This window comes from Methylibium sp. (assembly GCF_965279545.1).
Taxonomy (GTDB): Bacteria; Pseudomonadota; Gammaproteobacteria; order Burkholderiales; family Burkholderiaceae_C; genus Methylibium.
Window position 1 is genome coordinate 108,063 of the sequence record NZ_OZ257250.1, and the last position, 19,089, is coordinate 127,151.

The 19,089-nt window shown below is 67.3% G+C and carries 17 protein-coding genes and 1 tRNA gene; 7 read left to right on the forward strand and 11 right to left on the reverse strand.

Features of this window, described 5'->3' with window-relative positions:
- Positions 1-33 precede the first annotated feature (33 nt).
- The 4 genes from ACQY9S_RS00510 to ACQY9S_RS00525 all read left to right on the forward strand — a co-directional run bounded on the left by ACQY9S_RS00510 (position 34) and on the right by ACQY9S_RS00525 (position 4,808).
- Complete coding sequence (locus ACQY9S_RS00510; protein ID WP_428422623.1) at positions 34-2,292, forward strand: putative bifunctional diguanylate cyclase/phosphodiesterase; 2,259 nt, start codon at positions 34-36, stop codon at positions 2,290-2,292.
- A 72-nt stretch (positions 2,293-2,364) separates the two neighbouring features.
- Positions 2,365-3,990 (forward strand): diguanylate cyclase domain-containing protein, encoded by a 1,626-nt coding sequence (locus ACQY9S_RS00515; RefSeq protein ID WP_428422624.1) that lies wholly within the window; start codon positions 2,365-2,367, stop codon positions 3,988-3,990.
- A 184-nt stretch (positions 3,991-4,174) separates the two neighbouring features.
- On the forward strand, positions 4,175-4,444 hold the full coding sequence (locus ACQY9S_RS00520; protein ID WP_428422625.1) for a hypothetical protein: 270 nt from the start codon (positions 4,175-4,177) through the stop codon (positions 4,442-4,444).
- Between the two features lie 133 nt (positions 4,445-4,577).
- Positions 4,578-4,808, forward strand: a complete 231-nt coding sequence (locus ACQY9S_RS00525) for a hypothetical protein (protein ID WP_428422626.1) — start codon at positions 4,578-4,580, stop codon at positions 4,806-4,808.
- Between the two features lie 59 nt (positions 4,809-4,867).
- On the opposite strand, the gene ACQY9S_RS00530 is transcribed toward ACQY9S_RS00525, so the two are convergent.
- Together ACQY9S_RS00530 and ACQY9S_RS00535 are read right to left on the reverse strand one after the other, a co-directional pair.
- A tRNA-Ser gene (locus tag ACQY9S_RS00530) sits at positions 4,868-4,957 on the reverse strand.
- A 46-nt stretch (positions 4,958-5,003) separates the two neighbouring features.
- Complete coding sequence (locus tag ACQY9S_RS00535) at positions 5,004-5,825, reverse strand: symmetrical bis(5'-nucleosyl)-tetraphosphatase (protein ID WP_428422627.1); 822 nt, start codon at positions 5,823-5,825, stop codon at positions 5,004-5,006.
- Between the two features lie 62 nt (positions 5,826-5,887).
- Between ACQY9S_RS00535 and ACQY9S_RS00540 the strand changes: the two genes are divergently transcribed.
- Complete coding sequence (locus ACQY9S_RS00540; protein ID WP_428425531.1) at positions 5,888-7,216, forward strand: hemolysin family protein; 1,329 nt, start codon at positions 5,888-5,890, stop codon at positions 7,214-7,216.
- Positions 7,217-7,384: 168 nt separating this feature from the next.
- Positions 7,385-8,173: an SDR family NAD(P)-dependent oxidoreductase gene (locus ACQY9S_RS00545; protein WP_428422628.1), complete on the forward strand. Its 789-nt coding sequence runs from the start codon at positions 7,385-7,387 to the stop codon at positions 8,171-8,173.
- 270 nt (positions 8,174-8,443) lie between these two features.
- On the opposite strand, the gene ACQY9S_RS00550 is transcribed toward ACQY9S_RS00545, so the two are convergent.
- The 3 genes from ACQY9S_RS00550 to ACQY9S_RS00560 form a co-directional block, all read right to left on the reverse strand.
- Positions 8,444-10,810: a TonB-dependent receptor gene (locus ACQY9S_RS00550; RefSeq protein WP_428422629.1), complete on the reverse strand. Its 2,367-nt coding sequence runs from the start codon at positions 10,808-10,810 to the stop codon at positions 8,444-8,446.
- Positions 10,811-10,911: 101 nt separating this feature from the next.
- Entirely contained in the window at positions 10,912-11,454 is a 543-nt protein-coding gene (locus ACQY9S_RS00555) for a YcnI family protein (protein WP_428422630.1), read from the reverse strand.
- Positions 11,455-11,584: 130 nt separating this feature from the next.
- Entirely contained in the window at positions 11,585-11,977 is a 393-nt protein-coding gene (locus ACQY9S_RS00560) for a DUF2946 domain-containing protein (RefSeq protein WP_428422631.1), read from the reverse strand.
- A 149-nt stretch (positions 11,978-12,126) separates the two neighbouring features.
- Here ACQY9S_RS00560 and greB point away from each other — a divergent pair, with 149 nt between their 5' ends.
- Entirely contained in the window at positions 12,127-12,687 is a 561-nt protein-coding gene (greB, locus tag ACQY9S_RS00565) for a transcription elongation factor GreB (RefSeq protein WP_428422632.1), read from the forward strand.
- Positions 12,688-12,707: 20 nt separating this feature from the next.
- Here the strand turns inward: greB and ACQY9S_RS00570 are convergent, their stop codons facing one another.
- The 6 genes from ACQY9S_RS00570 to ACQY9S_RS00595 form a co-directional block, all read right to left on the reverse strand.
- On the reverse strand, positions 12,708-13,898 hold the full coding sequence (locus tag ACQY9S_RS00570) for a CaiB/BaiF CoA transferase family protein (protein ID WP_428422633.1): 1,191 nt from the start codon (positions 13,896-13,898) through the stop codon (positions 12,708-12,710).
- Positions 13,899-13,962: 64 nt separating this feature from the next.
- Positions 13,963-16,194 (reverse strand): RelA/SpoT family protein, encoded by a 2,232-nt coding sequence (locus ACQY9S_RS00575; RefSeq protein ID WP_428425533.1) that lies wholly within the window; start codon positions 16,192-16,194, stop codon positions 13,963-13,965.
- 277 nt (positions 16,195-16,471) lie between these two features.
- Entirely contained in the window at positions 16,472-16,675 is a 204-nt protein-coding gene (rpoZ, locus tag ACQY9S_RS00580; RefSeq protein WP_428422634.1) for a DNA-directed RNA polymerase subunit omega, read from the reverse strand.
- Between the two features lie 32 nt (positions 16,676-16,707).
- Positions 16,708-17,328 carry a guanylate kinase gene (gene gmk, locus ACQY9S_RS00585; protein WP_428422635.1) on the reverse strand — a complete coding sequence of 207 codons (621 nt, stop codon included), beginning with the start codon at positions 17,326-17,328 and terminating at the stop codon, positions 16,708-16,710.
- A gap of 209 nt (positions 17,329-17,537) precedes the next feature.
- Positions 17,538-18,410 (reverse strand): nucleotidyl transferase AbiEii/AbiGii toxin family protein, encoded by an 873-nt coding sequence (locus tag ACQY9S_RS00590; protein WP_428422636.1) that lies wholly within the window; start codon positions 18,408-18,410, stop codon positions 17,538-17,540.
- A complete protein-coding gene (locus ACQY9S_RS00595; RefSeq protein ID WP_428422637.1) occupies positions 18,407-19,063 on the reverse strand; it encodes a type IV toxin-antitoxin system AbiEi family antitoxin domain-containing protein in 657 nt (218 codons plus the stop codon). Before ACQY9S_RS00595 ends, ACQY9S_RS00590 begins: the two co-directional genes overlap by 4 nt.
- Between the last annotated feature and the right edge of the window lie 26 nt (positions 19,064-19,089).

Below are 19,089 nucleotides of genomic sequence, written 5' to 3' on the forward strand. Positions count from 1 at the left end.
TGTATAACCGCGCTGCCGATCAAGAATTCAACCATGGACTTGCGCGCCGATCCCTCTGCCGACGACCCGCTGGAGAGTCCGCGCGTCCTGCTGGTCGATGACGATGAAGTCAACCTGCTGCTGACGTCGATTGCGCTGCGCGAGCGGGGATTCGCCGTCACCGAAGCCACCAGCGGAGAGCGGGCGGTGCAGTTGCTGGCCGATTGGTCTCCCGACGTGATCGTGCTCGATGCCTTGATGCCGGGCATGGACGGTTTTGCCACCTGTCGCGGACTGCGCGCACTGCCGGGCTTCGAATCGATGCCGGTGCTGATGCTGACCGGGCTCGACGACGATGCTTCGATCACCCGCGCCTATGAGGCGGGCGCGACCGATTTCTTCGTGAAATCCACGCAATGGAGTCTGCTGGCCGGCCGGCTGCGCTATCTGCTGCGGTCGTCTCGCACCCGGCTCGAGCTCGAACGCAGCAAGTCCAAGCTGGCGCGTGCCCAGGATCTGGCGCGCATGGGCAGTTTCGACTGGCGGCGTGATCGATCCGGGCTGTTGTTCGCGGTCGAAGGCCTGCGTGTCTTCGGCCTGGGGCCCGGCGATCACCTGAGCATGCGATCGCTTGCACGCATGGTGCCGGCCGAGCATCGCCAGGGTTGCATTTCGCTGTTGCGGGAGACGCTGGCGCACAGCACCGTGCTTGCGACCGACTTTCCCGTGCTGCTGATCGACGGGCGCCAGCGGGTCGTGCACGTCGAAGCGGAGCCCGAGTTCAATGAACAGGGCAGCTTGATCGGCTACACCGGTATCGTGCAGGACGTGACCGACCGGCGGGTGGCCGAGGACAAGATTCGTCACCTTGCGAACTTCGACGCGCTCACCGGCCTGCCGAACCGCCGCCAGCTCATCTGGCGTGCGGAGCGCGCGATGGAGCAAGCCAAGCGCATGAACCACCAGGTGGGGCTGCTGCTGATCGATCTCGACCGTTTCAAGGTCATCAATGACACGCTGGGCCATGGCGCCGGTGACGAGCTGCTGATGGAGGTGTCGCGGCGGCTGCGCTCCTGCGTGCGCCATTCCGATCAGGTGATCGAGACCGGGGTCGATTCCGTCGGCCTGCGCGCCCATCGCTCGCTCGAGGCGGTGGGCCGGCTCGGTGGGGACGAGTTCGTGGCGCTGTTGCCCGAGGTCGATGCCGACCAGGATGCCGAGCGCGTCGCACTGCGCATCCTCGAGGTGATGCGCGAGCCCATCTTCGTCGGCGGTCAGGAGTGTTTCGTCACCGCCAGCGTCGGCATCGCACTGTTCCCCCGCGATGGTGCGTCCGTGGCCGACGTGCTGCGCAACGCCGATGTGGCGATGTATTCCGCCAAGGCGGCCGGGCGCAACGCCGCGTCTCTCTACCGGCCGCACCTCGCTGGCAAGGGCCGCGAGAAGCTCGAGCTCGAGAGCGCGCTGCACAAGGCGATCGAGCGAGAGGAACTGGTGTTGCATTACCAGCCCAAGATCGATGTACGTACCGCCCGCATGGTCGGTGCCGAGGCCCTGATGCGCTGGAAGCGCGGTGGTGTGCTGGTGCCGCCGGGGGACTTCATCCCGCTCGCCGAAGAAACGGGCCTGATCGTTCCGATGAGCGAGTGGGCGATCCGCGAAGCGACCCGCCAGGCGCGCCTCTGGCAGCAGAATCACGGCCTGGAGACCTCGATTGCGGTGAACTTGCCGAGCCGCCTGTTCGAGCGCACCGACCTGGTCGCGCACATCCAGCAGGCCGCGGCCGCGCATGGCGTGACGCATTCCTGCATCGAACTCGAGATCACCGAAACGGGTTTGATGAAGGACCTGCAGAACGTGATCCCCGCGCTGCACCGCCTGAACGAAATTGGCGTCGAGATCTCGATCGACGACTTCGGCACCGGCTACTCCTCGCTTGCCTACCTGACGACGTTGCCGATCAGCGAGCTGAAGATCGATCGCAGCTTTGTGCGTGACCTCGGTGTGACGTTGCAGAGTTCGGCGGTGGTCACGGCCATCATTGCGCTGGCACGCTCGCTCGGCATTCGCGTGATCGCCGAAGGCGTGGAGAACCTGCGTCAGATGGAAGTACTGCACCGCCTGGGTTGCAGCACGATGCAGGGCTTTCTGTTCAGCAAGGCATTGCCGCCCGAAGAGCTGGAGCAATGGCTCGCTCAAACGGTGCTGCCGCGCAAGGCGCCGTGGATCGGTCAGGTCGAGGACCACGAGCCGGCTGAGCCGCCGCCACGCGGTGCGCGCGCCTTGCCCGGCGCGCCGACACCGGGCGTTTGATCGCGCTCGGCTGGATCTGTCGTGACCCAAGAGACTCAGGCGGCAGGCGGTGCCGACCCTGCAGCCGCCCAGTTGGCCAAGGCCGCCCTGCGGCGGCTCGCCCTGGAGCGTCTGCAGCCCACGCCCGAGAATTTCGCGCGGGCTTATCACGCTGAGCGTGGTGACTCTCCTGCCTTCACCAGCGTGCCCGCTCCTCAGGCGGAGGGCCCGGACGGCGAGGCCTGGGCCACCCTGATCGAAAGTGCGTTGCGTGGTGTCGAGCGGGGTGGCCGGCACTGGACCGCTGCGCGCCGGAAGGACAGCCTGCAGCGGGTGCTCGGGAGCAGCCGCAGCGATGCGAAGCGCCTGCAGCAGCGGCTGAAGCAGTTGATCGCGAGCTGGGACAGCGATGCGCCGAACGAGGCGCCCAGCGACCTCGTTCCCCTGGACACACTGCCCTCCAGCGAAGTTGTGCTGCCGCGATCCACGATCGCAGAGGTGGCCGGGTCCGCGTGGCCTCGCCTTGCCGCTGAACTGGGCGCGACCGTACAGGCTGCGCTGCCGACGAGCGAAACACGCTGCCGCGAGGTGGCAGAGCGGCTTGCCGGCTTGCAGGTTCGCGCCCATGCGAGCGGACCCGATGCGCTGGTCGACGAAGTCGCGCAGGCCTGTGCCGAGGCGCAGCGGGTGCTGCAGCACCGCCATCACCTGATGGGCCAGCTCGGCAGTTTGTGCCAGGAGCTCACCGAGGGACTCGCCGACCTGTCGGAGGACGACTCCTGGGTGCGTGGCCAGTGCGAGGTGATGCGCGGTCAGTTGTTCGAGAACGACGAGGGGCTGACGGCGCGCGGGGTGCGGTCAGTGAGCCAATTGCTGCTCCGTACCCGTGAGCGCCAGCAAGCGTTGCGCACGACACGCAACGAGGCGCGGGAAGCACTGAAGGATTCCATCCACCAGATGCTCGACGAGATTGCGGCACTCGGCGCACAGACCGGGCGGTTCTCGGACCATCTGGACAGCTATGCCGACGCGATCGACCGTGCCGAATCGCTCGAAAGCCTGACCGGCACGGTGCGGCAGATGGTGGCGGAAAGCAAGGCGGTTCACGAAAGCGTGAGCCAGTCGCAGGCGAAGCTGGCCCTGGAACACGGCCGATCCAGCGCCATGCAGACCCGCGTGGCCGAGCTGGAAGACGAAATCCGGCGCCTGTCCGACGAGGTGTCCACGGATCCGCTGACGCAGATTGCCAACCGTCGCGGCTTGCTGCAGGCCTTTGAAACCGAGCGCGCGAAGCGCGCGCGCGGTGCGCAGGGCGAGGGTGGCGAACTGGCGGTCGCCTTGATCGACATCGACAACTTCAAGCGACTCAATGACCGTCTGGGCCACGCCAGCGGCGATGCGGCGCTGCAGTTCCTGACGCATCGCGTGACCCAGGCGCTGCGACCTGGCGACACGCTCGCGCGCTATGGCGGCGAGGAATTCGTCGTGCTGCTGCCGGCCACGCCGATCGACGAAGCCCAGCAAGTCTTGACCCGCGTGCAGCGCACGCTGAGCGCGGAGCTCTTCATGAGCGACGAGCAAGGGCAGGTGTTCGTGACCTTCTCTGCCGGGGTCAGCCTCTACCGGTCGGGCGAGCGGCTCGAGCAGGCGTTGGAGCGTGCCGACGAGGCGCTGTACGAAGCCAAGCACAGCGGAAAGAACCGCACCTGCATCGCCTGATTCGAGCGCCTTCGGGTCAAGCTCGTTCGCGCGGCGCCTGCCGCCAGTCCCCCATCGGAGCGACCCCCTGTGCGGGACGCCAGGTTCTGTCGAATCGCCGATGCTTCCAAGACCGGGACCGATCAACTGCAGTGCCGGTCGGCTGCTTAGTGTCGACAATGGGCGACGTTCTGTGGATCGCGATATGACTGATATCGAACGACGGGCGCAAAAATTGGTGACGGCCCTTCTGGCAGGCCGGCATCTGCCGTCCGATATGCGAACCGCTATCGAGCAAGCGTTGGTCATACAGATGCGCGATGGGTTCACCCCGGAGATGGAGGCAGAACTGCGGCGCTTCATCGATACCTGCGCCCAATCTGCACCGGCGCCCGGCAGCGCAACAGACGACGGTTCAGACGATGACGACGATCGACCCACAAGCGCCGACGTTCACTGGACGACCCTGAAATAGGGGCGCTCTCGGCGGCATGCGATCAGCCGCAGGCCATCGCATGCGATAACCACTCCAGAAACATGGGAAATACTCCTCGCACAGGAGAGATGTAACCTTATGTTCGCGATTTTTTCGCAATGTGGGGACAGCGATGGCAACGTTCGACTTTGGAGCCAAGTCACGGCAGTTCAATCTGCATCCGCTCAAGCATCGGGCCGATCGAAGCGCTGCCGAACTGGCTCGCTCAGCCCAGCAAGACGACGCGGCGGAGGATGACCACTGGCTTCATTCTTCATTCGACCTGCGCCGGGGTCTGGATGTGAGCGAAGAAGAAATCGCCACGTTGCCCGGTGAGTTGCAGGATGCATTCATCAAGCGCTGAGGGGTCAGCGGCTCTGGGGCAGGGCGGCGCGCCGATCGGCTTCGAGCGCATGTCCGCTGTGGCGGAAGCGGTGGGATTCGAACCCACGGAAGGGTCACCCCTTCGGCAGTTTTCAAGACTGCTGCCTTCAACCGCTCGGCCACGCTTCCAGCGGCCTGGATTCTAAGGCGGGGTCCTCCGGCCTCCCATCAATGATCAGTCGGGGCGTTGCGCCTGTTCGCACCCGACCTGGACGAGTTCACGGCGTCCCCCGTCAATGCGCGCGGCCGTGAGCGCGCCCCCCCAGACGCAACCCGTGTCGATCGCCAGCAGGTCGGGTCGATTCACCAGGCCGAGCGTTGACCAATGGCCGAAAGCGATCGGCTGGTCTCGTGTGAGCCGGTCGGGCGCGTCGAACCACGGGTACAGGCCTTTCGGCGCCTCGCCGGCGGCGTCCTTGACTTTGAAGTCCAGCGTGCCGCGCGCATCCACGAATCGCACGCGTGTGAGAACGTTGATGGCGAAGCGCAGACGGTCGGCGCCGTCGAGCTTGGGCTTCCAGCGAGTCGGCTCGTTGCCGTACATCACCTTCAGGAAGTCGCCGAGCTGCGGGCCGGCGAGTTCCGATTCGACCTCGGCTGCAAGCTGCAAGGTCAGCGCAAGATCCCACTGGGGCGCCACGCCGGCGTGCACCATCAGCCAGCCTTCCTCGTGCACTGCGAGGCGGCGTCCGCGCACCCAGTCGATCAAGGCGGCGCGCGCGGGCGACTCGAGGATGGGCGTCAGCGTGTCACTGCGGTGCTGCGGGCGGACACCGTAGGCAACAGCCAGCAGGTGCAGATCATGATTGCCGAGGAGGCAGGTGGCCGCGTCACCCAGGCGGATGAGCCGCTGCAGCACTTCCAGCGAGCGTGGCCCGCGATTGACCAGGTCGCCGAGCACGTACAGCCGGTCGCGCGAGGGCGAGAAATCGATCTTTGCCAGCAGCAGGTCGAATGCATCGCAACAGCCTTGGAGGTCACCGACGAGATAGAGCATGGGGTGATTCTGCTACGCTCATAGGCCACTTACTCGTGACGCAGCCTCGCGCGACGCGCCGCATGGACGTTCTCTTACTGGTCTTCCTGATCCTGCTCAACGGCCTGTTCGCGATGTCGGAGATGTCGCTGGCCGCGAGCCGCAAGGCGCGCCTTCAGGTGATGGTCGAGACCGGAGACGCCGGAGCGAAGGCGGCGATGGAGTTGCATGACAACCCGACGAGTTTCCTGTCGACCGTGCAGATCGGCATCACCTCGATCGGCATCCTGAACGGCATCGTCGGCGAGGCGGCGTTTTCGCAGCCGCTGGCTGCGTGGCTCAAGCAAGGCTTCGATATTGCGCCGCGGGCGGCCGACATCGGATCGCTCGCGCTGGTGGTGGTGATCATCACGTTCCTGACCATCATCTTTGGCGAGCTGGTGCCGAAGCGGGTCGGGCAGTTGTATCCGGAAGCCGTCGCTCGCGTGATATCGCGGCCGATGCGTGGCCTGTCCTTCATCGCACGCCCTTTCGTCAGGCTGCTGGCGGGCAGCACCGGCGCGATGCTCGGCTTGCTGGGTATCCGCGACACGCAGAGCCGAGGGGTGACGGAAGAAGAAATCGCTGCGAGTCTCGAAGAGGGCGTCGATGCCGGCGTGATCGAGGCCCATGAGCACCAGATGGTGCGCAACGTGTTCCGTCTCGACGAGCGCCAGATCGGCTCGATGATGATTCCGCGCGGCGAGATCGCCTGGCTCGACAGCACGGCACCGGTTGCAGAGGCGCTCGCGGTGATCGCCGCGCACGATCACTCGCGCTACCCGGTGTGCCGCGGTGGCCTTGACGAGGTGGTTGGCGTCGTGGGCACCCAGCACCTGCTGCAGCAAGTGACCAGCGGCAAGCCACTGTCGCTGACGGAAGGGCTGCAGCCGCCGGTGTTCGTGCCCGAAACGCTGACCGGCATGGAATTGCTCGAGCAGTTCCGCGGCTCGACCACGCAGATGGTGTTCGTCGTCGACGAGTACGGCGAGGTGCAGGGGGTGATCACGCTGCGCGACGTGCTGGAGGCCATCACCGGCGAGTTCACGACGCCCACCGCCGACGACGCGTGGGCCGTGCAGCGCGACGACGGTTCGTGGTTGATCGATGGCCTGATCCCCGTGCCGGAACTCAAGGACCGGCTCGGTCTGAAGGAACTGCCGGACGAAGACCGCGGCCGCTACAACACCCTGGCCGGGATGACGATGCTGCTGCTCGGGCGCCTTCCCCAGACGGCCGACGTGGTGGAGTGGGCGGGCTGGCGCTTCGAGGTGGTCGATCTCGACGGCAAGCGAGTCGACAAGGTGTTGGTGAGTCGACTGAACGATGCCCAGCTGTCGACCGGTTCGCTGACCGCCGGCACGGAAGCCTGAATCTTCTCGACGAGTGACGGTGCCGCCGTGGGGGCGCAGCCAGCGCCGCGAGCCGCGCCGTGTCCGCTGGTGAGCGCAGCACGGAACCCTGCACCGCGAACAGGGTTCTGCGTTCCTGTGAAACTCCCAACCCATGCATCGGGTCGCAATCTTTCAAGGACGCTCACCATGGATCTCCAACTGACGGGCAAGCTCGCCCTCGTTTCCGGCAGCACGGCCGGCATCGGCTTCTCCATCGCGCAAGCGCTGGCGCGCGAGGGCGCAGGCGTGATCGTCAACGGCCGCACCCAGGCGGCTGTCGACGACGCCGCCGCGCGCTTGCGCACCGAATCGGTCCGGGTAGAGGGCTTTGCCGGTGACCTGAGTACCGCGGAGGCCGCCGAGGAGGTCGCACGGCGCTTTCCGGGCGTCGAGATCCTGGTCAACAACCTGGGCATCTTCGAACCCAAGCCGTTCGAAGACATCCCGGATGCGGACTGGCGGCGTTTCTTCGACGTCAATGTGCTGAGCGGTGTGCGTCTGGCCCGCCTGTACCTGCCGGCGATGAGGAAGCGCAACTGGGGCCGCGTGATCTTCATCTCGAGCGAGAGCGCACTGCAGATCCCCGCCGAGATGATTCACTACGGCATGACGAAGACCGCGCAACTGGCAGTGTCGCGCGGACTCGCGGAGGCTGTCGCCGGTACGGGCATCACCGTGAACAGCATCCTGCCCGGACCCACGAGGTCACGGGGCGTGGGTGACTTCGTCGACGCGCTCGCCAAGGCCGAAGGCAAGTCGGCGCAGGCCGTCGAGCAGGAGTTCTTCCAGAAGACGCGACCGAGCTCCTTGATCCGGCGCTTCGCCAGCACCGAGGAGGTGGCGTCGATGGTGGCCTACGTCGCCAGCCCGCTCGCCTCGGCGACCACCGGTGCGGCGCTGCGGGTGGATGGCGGGGTACTCAAGTCCGCAGTCTGAAGCGACGGCTCAACCGCCGGCGCGAGCCTTCGTCTCACCGGCACCAGAAGCAACTGATCGGTTGGTGAGCGTGCAGCGCCAGGGCACGCAGGGGCGACGGCAGGATCCAGTGCGGCGTCCAGACCCTCGGCGCCGGGGAACAGCGCCGCGGTCCGCTGCGCCGACGACCCGACCGTGCAGGCCTGGTTGCCTTCTCGACCTCGTTCAAGCGCGTTCGTGCTCCTTGCGGCGCGGCGCAATGTAGCAAACCGCAAGGCGCGGCATCGCGCATCAGAGATCGAAGCGCAGCTCCGCGATGACGGTGCGCTGGGGGTAGGGGTGGAAAGCCCAGTACTTCTCGTTGTTGAGGTTGTCGATGCCGAAACTCGCGCGCCACTGTCTGTCCAGACGGTACTGCAGGCGCAGGTCGACCACGAAATAGCGGCTGAAGCCCTGGTAGGCAAAGCCGTTGGTGTCGGAGTTGTCGAGCTGACCGTACTGGGTGCCGCTGTAGCGCGCGCCGAGGCTGCCGGACCAGTGGTCGTCGAGCGTGTAGCTGACCAACAGGCTGGCACGCCACTCGGGCACCCGCGGCTGGCGCTTGCCGACGCTGGCGGGGTTGTCGGCGTTGCGCGTGATCTTCGAATCCGCGTAGGTCAGGCTGCTGCTGACATCCAGCCCCCGCAGCCCGGCATCGGTCGCCTGGAGCGCGAGTTCGAGCCCGGCGGTGCGCACCCGGTCGATGTTCTGTACCGAGTTGCCGCCGACCGTCGGCTGGGTGTACAGCGCGTCCTGGGTGCGTTCGAAGAACAGCGTGCTGCGCAGGCTGCCGTTGCCCAGGTCGCGTTCTGCCGTCAGCTCGGTCGTGTGCGACTTCTCGGGCTCGAGGTTCGGGTCGTTCAGCGTCGGCAGGCCGGTCGTCGTGTTGATGCCGCCTTGGTAGAGCTCGTTGACGGTCGGCATGCGCACCGCCCGGCCGATCGAGGCCTTGAGCGCCCAGTCCTCGCTGGCCTGGAACGAGACGGCCGCCTTCGGCGAGAAGTAGGTTTCGTCACGCTCGACGTAGGGGGTGGTCAGCGCCGCGACGGTGCGGCGGCCGTTGTCGGCCTGCCAGCGCTCCAGGCGCCCGCCGAGCACGGCACGCCAGGCCGGAGCGAAGCGCCAGGCGTCCTGCGCCCACAGGCTGGTCAGCCAGGTGTCGCCCTGGAAGGCTGCGGTGGCGGCGGTCGCACCCCCGGCGATCCAGTCGGGCGTGTTGGATTCGAGCCTGCGCAGCTTGAAGGCATCGCGCTGGGCGCCGAACTCGGCGATGTGGGCGCCGGCCGGGCCGTCGGGGCGCCAGATGCCCTTGGCCGCCAGCGTGGTCCAGCCGGTGCCGCTCTGGTCGACGATGCGGCCCGTGCCCCCTGCGAAGGAGGCTGGTGGGGCCACGGCGGTGCCGGGCGAGCGCACCTCGTCCTTGCGGTAGTCGTACAGGCTGGCCGTGGCCTCCCAGTCCCAGGTGCCGCGGGTGTTGCTCTTCAGGCTCAGGCCGTGCGCCAGGTGTTCGAACCGTCCGCGGCTGGGGGTGAAGAAGTTGTTCGGCAGCGTGTAGTCGCGTCCATCGATGTTCACGGTGCCACTGTAGACCGTCGTGCCTGATGCATCTCGAAGGTAGGAGTCCACCGTGCGCTCCGCATCGTTTCGCCAGTAGCCCAGCGTGTAGCTGGCGCGCAGCGTTGGCGAGAGGTCGTAGGCCAGCTTGAACTTGGCATGGTCCTGCTGCGTGTGCGTCTGCGCCGTGCTGCCGAGGTTGACGACCGGCTTGCCGAAGTGGTCCAGGCCGGGTATGGCGCCCGTCACCGGCACACCCGCCGAGCCGGTGCCCGCGGGCAGGCTTTGTCGCGCGATCACCAGCGGCTGGCCGTCGTTGTCCAGCCGGTTCAGGTTCAGCCACCACGAGAAGCCACCGCTGCGGCTGCCGATCGACGCGCTGCCCTGATGGCCGGAGTAGCGCTCGTCAGTCGCATAGAGCTTGTACTTCTGCGTGAAGCCCTGCAGCTTGACGTGCGCCTCGAGTCGATTCGGCATGCGCGTCACGTAGTCGACGATGGCGCCGGCCGAGTTGCCCGAGTACGCGGCCGAGAACGGGCCGTAGAGCACGTCGACGCGCTCGATCTCCTCGGGCGACACCAGGCCCCAGCGCGGCGTGAACTCGGCGCCGTTGCCGAGCAGGTTGGACAGCAGGATGCCGTCGGCATACACCAGCGAGCGCGCACTGTTGCCGGTGCCCGAGGCACGCGTGGCGAGCACCGCGTGGTCGTAGTCGCCGATGTTGCGTTTGCGCACGACGAGGCTGGGCAGGTACTTCAGCGCGTCCGAGGCGTCGGAGGCATTGATGCTGCGTTCGATCTGCGCGCCGATGATGCCTTCGGTGGTGGTCGGGATCTCGACCGGCAGCGTCGAAGGCCGCCCGCCGGTCACGGTCACGCGTTCGAGCGTGCGCGCGGCGCCGGCCTTGCCGGCGACGTGGCGGTCCTCCTGAGGGGCAGGCTCGATGGTCGAGTCACCAATCTGGGCCCAGGCCGCGAGCGGCAGCAGCGGCGAGACGGGAAATGCCGCCAGGATGGCGGCGCGCACGGCGTGGGTGCGCAGCGCAGCGAGGGTGTGAAGTGTCATGTTCGTCTCCGGCCCGCTTTGCGGGCTTCTGGAAATTGGCGTGGGCTGGTGAACCGGTGCCGCGGTGGCGCAGACCAGTCGATCCGCGCGTGGGCGGGCGCTCAGTGGACGTGGGCGGTGGGCGCGGCGGGCAGCACATCGAGCACCGCAGCCGGGCTCTTCAGTTCGTGCGGCGACTGGCCGGCGGCCGGCACCTCGGCCCAGTCGATGCGGCCTTGCTCGCAGATCTGGCTGACCTGCCAATAGAGGCGGCCGGGGGTCTGCGGCAGCCTGGCCGTCAGAACGAACTCGTCGTAGTGCGCATCGGGCAGCGGACCGCCGCTCCAGCGGACCTGGGACACGTCTTCGGTGATGCGGCGGCCATGGCTGGCGTATGGCGTGGCGAGCGGGCTGCGCTCGATGTCGATGCGCCAGCCGGGCTTCGGCATCGGCTTGGCGCCCTGCACGCCGGGAGGCAGCTTGACGATGAGTGCCTTCACGGCTGAGCCGTCGCAGCCGTGGCTGACGCGCAGCACGGCCTTGTAGTGGCTGCCGGCTTCTGCCTCCGGCGTTTCGAGCGTGATGTGGGCCTGTGCGAGGGCCGATGCGCCGGCGAGGCCGACGCCGAGCAGCCGCCGTGCGGCGGCCATTGAAAGAGGAGGCATGGTGTCTGTCCTGTGCGGCCGGGCGCGTGGCGTTCGGCCGGATGCGGTGTCCCAGGGGCGGATTTGCCCCCAGGGTGATCGGACGCAGGACGGTCCGGCGCGAATCACGCCGGCGGCTGCGTCGTCGTGTTCAGGACAGGACCGGGGGAGCGCGCGGTTGCGCCGACGTCCAGGCGAACAGCGGACGTGGCGCGAGGTAGAACAGTGCCGGACGATCCGACGCAGCGACGAGCAACGGTACGCTGCCGACCTGCGCCGGCGGCAGCGCCAGCATGTTGCAGTGGTGGCCGCACAGCGGGCAGTGATCGAGATGCTTGGCCCCGCGCGCGGGATCGGAGTCCGGGTCGGACGGTGCACTGTCTGCCAGCGGCTGGATGCCGGTGACCGAGCAGAACTCGGCCCACGGACCGCTTGCATCGCCCGCCGCGAGCGCGCGCGACAGCGTCGGCACCAAGGCCAGCCCGAGCAGCGCCGACAGCGCCACGCAGTGGAACCAATGGAGATGACGGCGCACGCTGTTCACCACTGCAGTTTAGCAATCGCAGCGCGGGGATCGAGCAGGCGGACGCTGCGCAAGGCCGGGCACCCCGGTGCATGTGCGGCGGCGTGGACCGCGGGGCCCCTGTGCGGCGGTGCTGCAAGGGCTCGGCCGATGCGCGCGAAAATGCCGGCATGAACAAGGCCTTCACGAGGGAAAGCGACGCGCCCGACGAGGACGGCGACCTCGATCTGCCCGCGCCGCCGACGGGCGGCAAGAACTACATCACGCCGGCCGGCTTCGAGCGGCTGCGCGCCGAGCTGATGGCTTTGCTCGACGAGGAGCGCCCCAAGGTCGTCGAGACCGTGTCCTGGGCCGCGAAGAACGGTGACCGCTCGGAGAACGGCGACTACCTCTACGGCAAGAAGCGCCTGCGCGAGATCGACCGCCGCATCCGTTTCCTGACCAAGCGGCTCGAGATCGCGGAGATCGCCGATCCGAGCCTGCACCACGGCAGCGATCAGGTGTTCTTCGGTGCCACGGTCACCTATGCGGCGCCCGACGGGACCGAGCGCACGATCACGATCAAGGGCGTCGACGAGGCCGACAACCTGCAGGCCGAGGTGAGCTGGATCTCACCGGTGGCCCGCGCGCTGCTCAAGGCGCGTGAAGGTGAGGAGGTCACGCTCGTGACGCCGCAGGGCCCGCAGATCATCGAGGTGATCGCGGTGCGCTACCCGTCCCCGGTGCACTGAGCGGGGCGGCGGCGCGGGCTTCAGCCGACGACCTTGCGCGCCCGCAGCGCGGCGATCGCCGCGTCGCCGTGACCCAGCTCGCGCAGCACTGCGTCGCTGTGTTCGCCGAGCCGGGGCGCGCGGTGGTGCACGGCGCCCGGCGTTGCCGACAGCCGGGGCACGATGCCGGGCACCGCGATCGTGCCGCCGGCCAGCGCCGGGATGCGCTCGATGTTGCCGCGCGCGTGGTAGTGCGCGTCGGCCGCCAGATCGGCGATCGTGTAGAGCCGGCTGGCCGGCACACCGGCCGCGGCCATCGTGACGAGCACGTCGTCGAGCCCGTGCCGCGAGGTCCAGGTGCCGATCGCGGCATCGAGTTCGCCGGCACGTGCGGCGCGACCGTCATTGCGCGCCAGCGCCGGGTCGTCCGCCAGATCGGCGCGATCGATGGCCAGCATCAGCCGGCGGAAGATGCTGTCGCCGTTGCCGGCCACCAGCACGAAGCGACCGTCGGCGCAGGGGTAGGCGTTCGACGGCGCGATGCCGGGCAGCGCACCGCCGGCCGGCTCGCGCACCTCGCCGAAGGCATCGTATTCCGGCAGCAGGCTCTCGGTCAGGTTGAACATGGCCTCGTAGAGCGCGAGGTCGATCATCTGCCCCTCGCCGCCGCGGGCGTCGCGCCCGTACAGCGCGAGCAGCACGCCCATCGCGCCGTGCAGCCCGGCCACGGTGTCGCCGAGCGACACGCCGGCACGCACCGGCGGTCGGCCCGGCTCGGCGTTCAGGTGGCGCAGGCCGGCGAAGGCCTCGCCGACCGCCGCGAAGCCCGGCTCGCCGGCCCGCGGCCCGGTCTGGCCGAAACCCGACAGGCGCAGCATGATCAGCCGCGGGTTCAGCGCGTGCAGCGCCTCCCAGCCCAGGCCCCAGCCTTCCAGCGTGCCGGGACGGAAGTTCTCGATCAGCACGTCCGCATCGGCGAGCAGCTCGCGCACCAGGGCCTGGCCCTCGGGCTGGCGCAGGTCGATGCCGACCGACTCCTTGTTGCGCGACTGCGCATCCCACCACACCGAGGTGCCGTCGCGCAGCTTGCGCCACTTGCGCAGCGGGTCGCCGCTGCCGGGCGGCTCGATCTTGATGACGCGGGCGCCGAAGTCGGCCAGCGTCTTGGCCGCAAAGGGGCCCGCGATCAACTGGCCGAGTTCGACCACCTTGATGCCTTCGAGGATCTGCATCGTCTGCTCCCATCCGTGCGACCGCGCATTCTGCCCATGCGGCGCGAGCCCGCGGGCGGCGGATTCAGGGCTTGACGCGCGCGACCCGCAGCACCGACGGCGAGCGCTTCAATGCGCGCAGCGTGTCGGCCAGGTGCAGCCGGTCGCGCACGGCCAGCAGCAGGCGCAGCTCGGTGGTCTCGGTGGCGCGCTCGTCGCCCATGTCGATGTGCACGATGTCCGCCTCGGCGCCGCTGACGGCGGTGGCGATCTGGGCCAGCACGCCCTTGCCGTTGTTGACCAGCACCGTCACCGCGGTCTCGAAGCTGCGCTGCGGCGCCTCGGACCATTCGACGGTGATCCAGGGCTCGCTGTCGCGGCCGAACAGGCGCTTGGCGGTGCTGCATTCGGCGGTGTGCACCATCAGGCCCTCACCGCGCCCGAGGTAGCCGACGATCGCGTCGCCCGGCACCGGGCGGCAGCACTCGGCGAGCTGCACCGTCGCCCCTTCGCTGCCGTCGATCACGACCGTGCCTTGCGAGGGCATGCCCTCGTCGGCGCCGTAGCGGCCCATCGTCAGCGTCAGCGCATCGGGTTTGGCGCCGCGCTCGGCGAGCAGAGACGCCATGCGTTTGGCGACGATGCTCGGGATCTTCTTGCCCAGCCCGATTTCGGTCAGCAGCTCGTCGCGCTTCCTGGTGCCGCTCCAGCGCAGCAGCGCCTGCCACACGGCGCCTTCGGCGCCGGCCGAGGTCTCGTCGCCACCCGGCAGCGCCAGCCCCTCGGCACGGATCGCCTGCGCCAACAGCTTGTGGCCGAGTTGCAGCGATTCCTCGGCCTCCATGTTCTTCAGGTAGTGGCGAATGCGCGAACGGGCGCGGCCGGTGCGCACGAAGTTCAGCCACGCCGGGTTGGGGCGGGCGCCGGCCGCGGTGACGATCTCGACCGCATCGCCGCTGCGTAGCGCCGTGCGCAGCGGTGCCGGCTCGCCATTGATCTTCGCGGCGATGCAATGGTCTCCGACATCGCTGTGGATCGCATAGGCGAAGTCCACCGCCGTGGCGCCCTTGGGCAGTGCCAGGATCTTGCTCCTGGGGGTGAAGACGTAGACCGAGTCGGGGAACAGGTCGATCTTCACATGCTCCAGGAACTCGGCCGAGTCGCGCGTCTCGTCCTGGATGTCGAGCAGCGACTGCAACCACATCGCACCGATGTTCTGGGCGTCGGCGCTGCCGTGGGTCTTGTACATCCAGTGCGCCGCGATGCCCTTTTCGGCCACCATGTGCATCGGTCCGGTGCGGACCTGGAACTCGACCGCCGTGCCGAGCGGGCTGACCAGCGTCGTGTGCAGCGACTGGTAGCCATTGGCCTTGGGAATCGCGATGTAGTCCTTGAAGCGCCCGGGCACCGGCTTGTAGAGCTGGTGCAGCACACCCAGCGCGAGGTAGCACTCCGGCAGGGTGTTCACGACGATGCGAAAGCCGAAGACGTCGCTGACCTGCGCGAAGCTCAGGTGCTTCTCGTCCATCTTGTTGTAGATGGAGTAGATGGTCTTCTCGCGGCCCGACACCTGCACCGGCAGTTTGGCCTCCTTGAAGGCCTTCTCGACGTCGCGCTGCACGCGCTCGACGATGTCGCGGCGGTGGCCACGGGCCCGCAGCACCGCCTTGCTCAAGGCGGCCTGACGCCACGGCCGCAATTGCTGGAAGGACAGCTCCTGCAGCTGCCGGTAGGTCTCGTTGAGGCCGAGGCGGTGCGCTATCGGCGCATAGATCTCGATCGTCTCGCGTGCGATGCGCTCGCGCTTGACTGGCAGCACCGCATCGATCGTGCGCATGTTGTGCAGCCGGTCGGCCAGCTTGACGAGGATCACGCGCACGTCGCGCGCCATCGCCAGCAGCATCTTGCGAAAGCTCTCGGCCTGCGACTCCTCGCGGGTGCTGAACTGCAGCTTGTCGAGCTTGGTGAGGCCGTCGACCAGGTCGGCCGTCGGCGCGCCGAAACGCTCGATCAGCTCGGCTTTGCCGATGCCGCAGTCTTCCATCGCGTCGTGCATCAGCGCGGCCATGATGGCCTGCGCGTCGAGCTTCCAGTCGGCACACAGGCCGGCCACCGCGATCGGGTGCGTGATGTAGGGCTCGCCGCTGGCGCGGAACTGGCCGAGATGCGCCTCGTCGGCGAACTTGTAGGCTTCCCGCACGCGCTTGATATCGGCAGCGTCGAGGTAGGACAGCTTGTGCGTCAGGGCGGCGAACGAGGCGGCCTCGGCGTCGCTGGTGGCGGCGTCCTGTTCGGCCACGGCGCTGTTGCCGAGCATGAAGGACGGCAGTGCCTGGCTCAGCTTTCTACGGACGGCAAGAACGGCACGCGAGGGCATGTCCTCATGGTAGCTTGCCCGTCGCCGTCACCTGCGAGGCACGCGAAACGACCCTGTCGGCAGCGGCTGCTGGTTGCAGCGGTCCGCCCGGCGCCAACGAAAACGGCCCGCCAAAAGGCGGGCCGTCAGGGTTCAGCGCAGCGCCTCAGGCGCTCAGATCGTGGTGCAGCCGCGACCTCCCCCAGGGGGCGCGGGCTCGAACCCAGTCGTGCCAGCGTTACACCGGCACCTTGCGCAGCATCTCGATGCCGATATGGCCTTCGGCGATCTCGCGCAGCGCGGTCACGCCGGGTTTGTTCTTGCTCTCCACCTTCGGTGCGTGACCCTGGCTCAGCATGCGGGCCCGGTAGGTGGCTGCCAGCACGAGCTGGAAGCGGTTGGGGATCTTGGTCAGGCAGTCTTCGACGGTGATGCGGGCCATGGACAGGTCTCCGGGCGGAAAGAGGTAGGAGGTCAATCCAGGTGCAGAGCCTGGAACACGGCCGCCTTGCTGCGGCGCAGACGGGAGTATTTTAGCCGCTGCGAGTGAACGATGGCTTTCAGGTCGAACAAGGCCGTCTCGAACACCGCGTTGATCACCACGTAGTCGAAGTGCCTGGCCTGGGCCACTTCCTCACGGGCATTGTTCATGCGGGTCTCGATCACGGGGGGCGGATCCTCACCACGACGCTGCAGGCGCTGCAGCAGTTCGTCCCAGCTCGGCGGCAGGATGAAGATCAGCACTGCGTTCGGGAACAGGCGCTTGATCTGCAGCGCGCCCTGCCAGTCGATCTCGAGCACGACGTCTTCGCCGTCCTGCAGCCGCTGCTCGATCTCGACGCGCGAGGTGCCGTACAGGTTGCCGTGGACCTCGGCCCACTCGAAGAACGCGCCTTCCATGACCATGTCGCGGAAGCTCGGCTCGTCGATGAAGTGGTATTCGCGCCCCTCGACTTCCTGGCCGCGCGGCGGGCGCGTCGTGTGCGACACCGAGACCGCGAGGTGCGAGTCGAGCTCGAGCAGTGCCTTGACCAGGCTCGATTTGCCGGCCCCGCTCGGGGCGGCGACGACGAAGAGGTTGCCGGGGGTGTCCATCGGTGTCAGCGCCTCATTCGATGTTCTGCACCTGAAGCTCGGGATCGATTCCAAGCAGTTGATTTTTCAAGGGAACCATCTCTGCAGCACCTCCGAACCCGCCTATAAAACCGCCATCAAACGTGAGATTTCATGGCACTGTATGAACGGATTGCCGTACGGCCCAAACAAGATCAAGCAGGATGATTCTAACGAGCGGCTTCGACGGTTCACTGCGCGTCGCCGAAGATCTTGCGCGCTCGATCCAGTGGATCGTGCAGCCTAGCAGCGAGGTCTCTCACGATGTCTGGCAGCGGCTTCGGCGCGATCTCGTTCTTGAGGAGGAGCGCCTTCCAGATGGCCTGGCGAGTCGGATCGTTCGCGAACTCATCGGCCAATCCGATCGGCGCGTTGGCCGGCACCGCCATGCCTCGACGCGAGAAGGTTGCGGCGATCGCCGTTGCCAACAAATCCGAGTCCAAGGTCTCGCGATCGAGCATGACCCAGAGGTCGAGGTAGTCCTTCATGCGCGTGTTCAACATGCCCAGCAGCGCGATGGCGTGGAGCTTCTCTGCGATGACGGTGTAGACCGGGTAGGTACGCAACTGCGGGGCAGGGAAGTCTGCGATCAGGACTGGATAGGACGCAGTCACAGGCCCCGGCGTCACTGCGTCTCCGAATCCGATGTCGACCTGCACCTTGCACTTCGCTCGCGCCAGCTCAGCGATGAAAATGATCCGCGCGCCGGCGTAGCCAGCGTCTTTGCGAATCTCCTGGGCGGCAACGGTAGTCGGATCGAACACGATGCCGTCGTCGACCTCAATGGCGGCGATTTCCCGAAACGTCTGCTCGAGAGATGCCAGGTCGCTGGCCCCGAAACCCAGCAGGTCCACGTCACGCGTCGGCCGGTGGGGCATGTCGTACCAGAGCGTGAACAGCAGCGCGCCCTTGAGTAGGAAGTTGTCTGCGTGTGCGGAGCGGCTCATGCGGTACAGCAGACGCTCGAGCGCGAAGCGGACCAGTACCCCGTTGAAGTCCGAGCCTTCGGCCTTGGCCAGGTTCAACAGGCGGGCCCGAACCGAGGCGGCGAGATCTTTGCTCACGTGATCGCCTCCAGGTATGGGCGCATCACGTTGGACACGCGGCAGATCTTGGCGTAGTGCCACAGATCGTCGATCGAGGCTTTCCTCTGGGCGAGCGCGTCTTTCAGGGCATCCAGGGCGACGTCCAGACCGATCTTGTTGCGGTGCTTGAAGCAGTCGGCCACAGTCTTGGCGACGTTGTAGACACGCAGCTGGGCCTGGTCGCGCTCAAAGACCTCAATGCCCTCGGAGTAGCTTGCACCGGTGAACTGGACCATCTTGATCGGGGGATGGTCGATGCGAGGCGCGTGGCTGCCGCGCGGCATCGCGATCCAGACCCGGCGCGGCAGCTGTGTCGTCAGCTCATGGAACTGCAGGGCGGTGAGCAGGCAGAACACCGCCTGCGGTGCCTTGATCGCGACCGAGGCAAGGCCCTGGAACTCCGTCACGTCGGCGTCCGGCAGACGGTACAGGCCACGGCCAACTCGTTCGAGTTGCCCGCGAGCGGCGAGCCGGCTGAGCACGACCCGCGGAGCACCGAGCGCATCCAGGTCGCCCGCGCGTAGCAGACCTTTGGTTCGCGCAAGGTCGAGGACCCGTTCAGGATGAGATTGTTGCGTCACTGTGTTCCATGAGGGCGTCTGATAATTATAATCGACGAATAAAAGGAACATGCTGTCGCCGGCCGTGTTTCACTGAC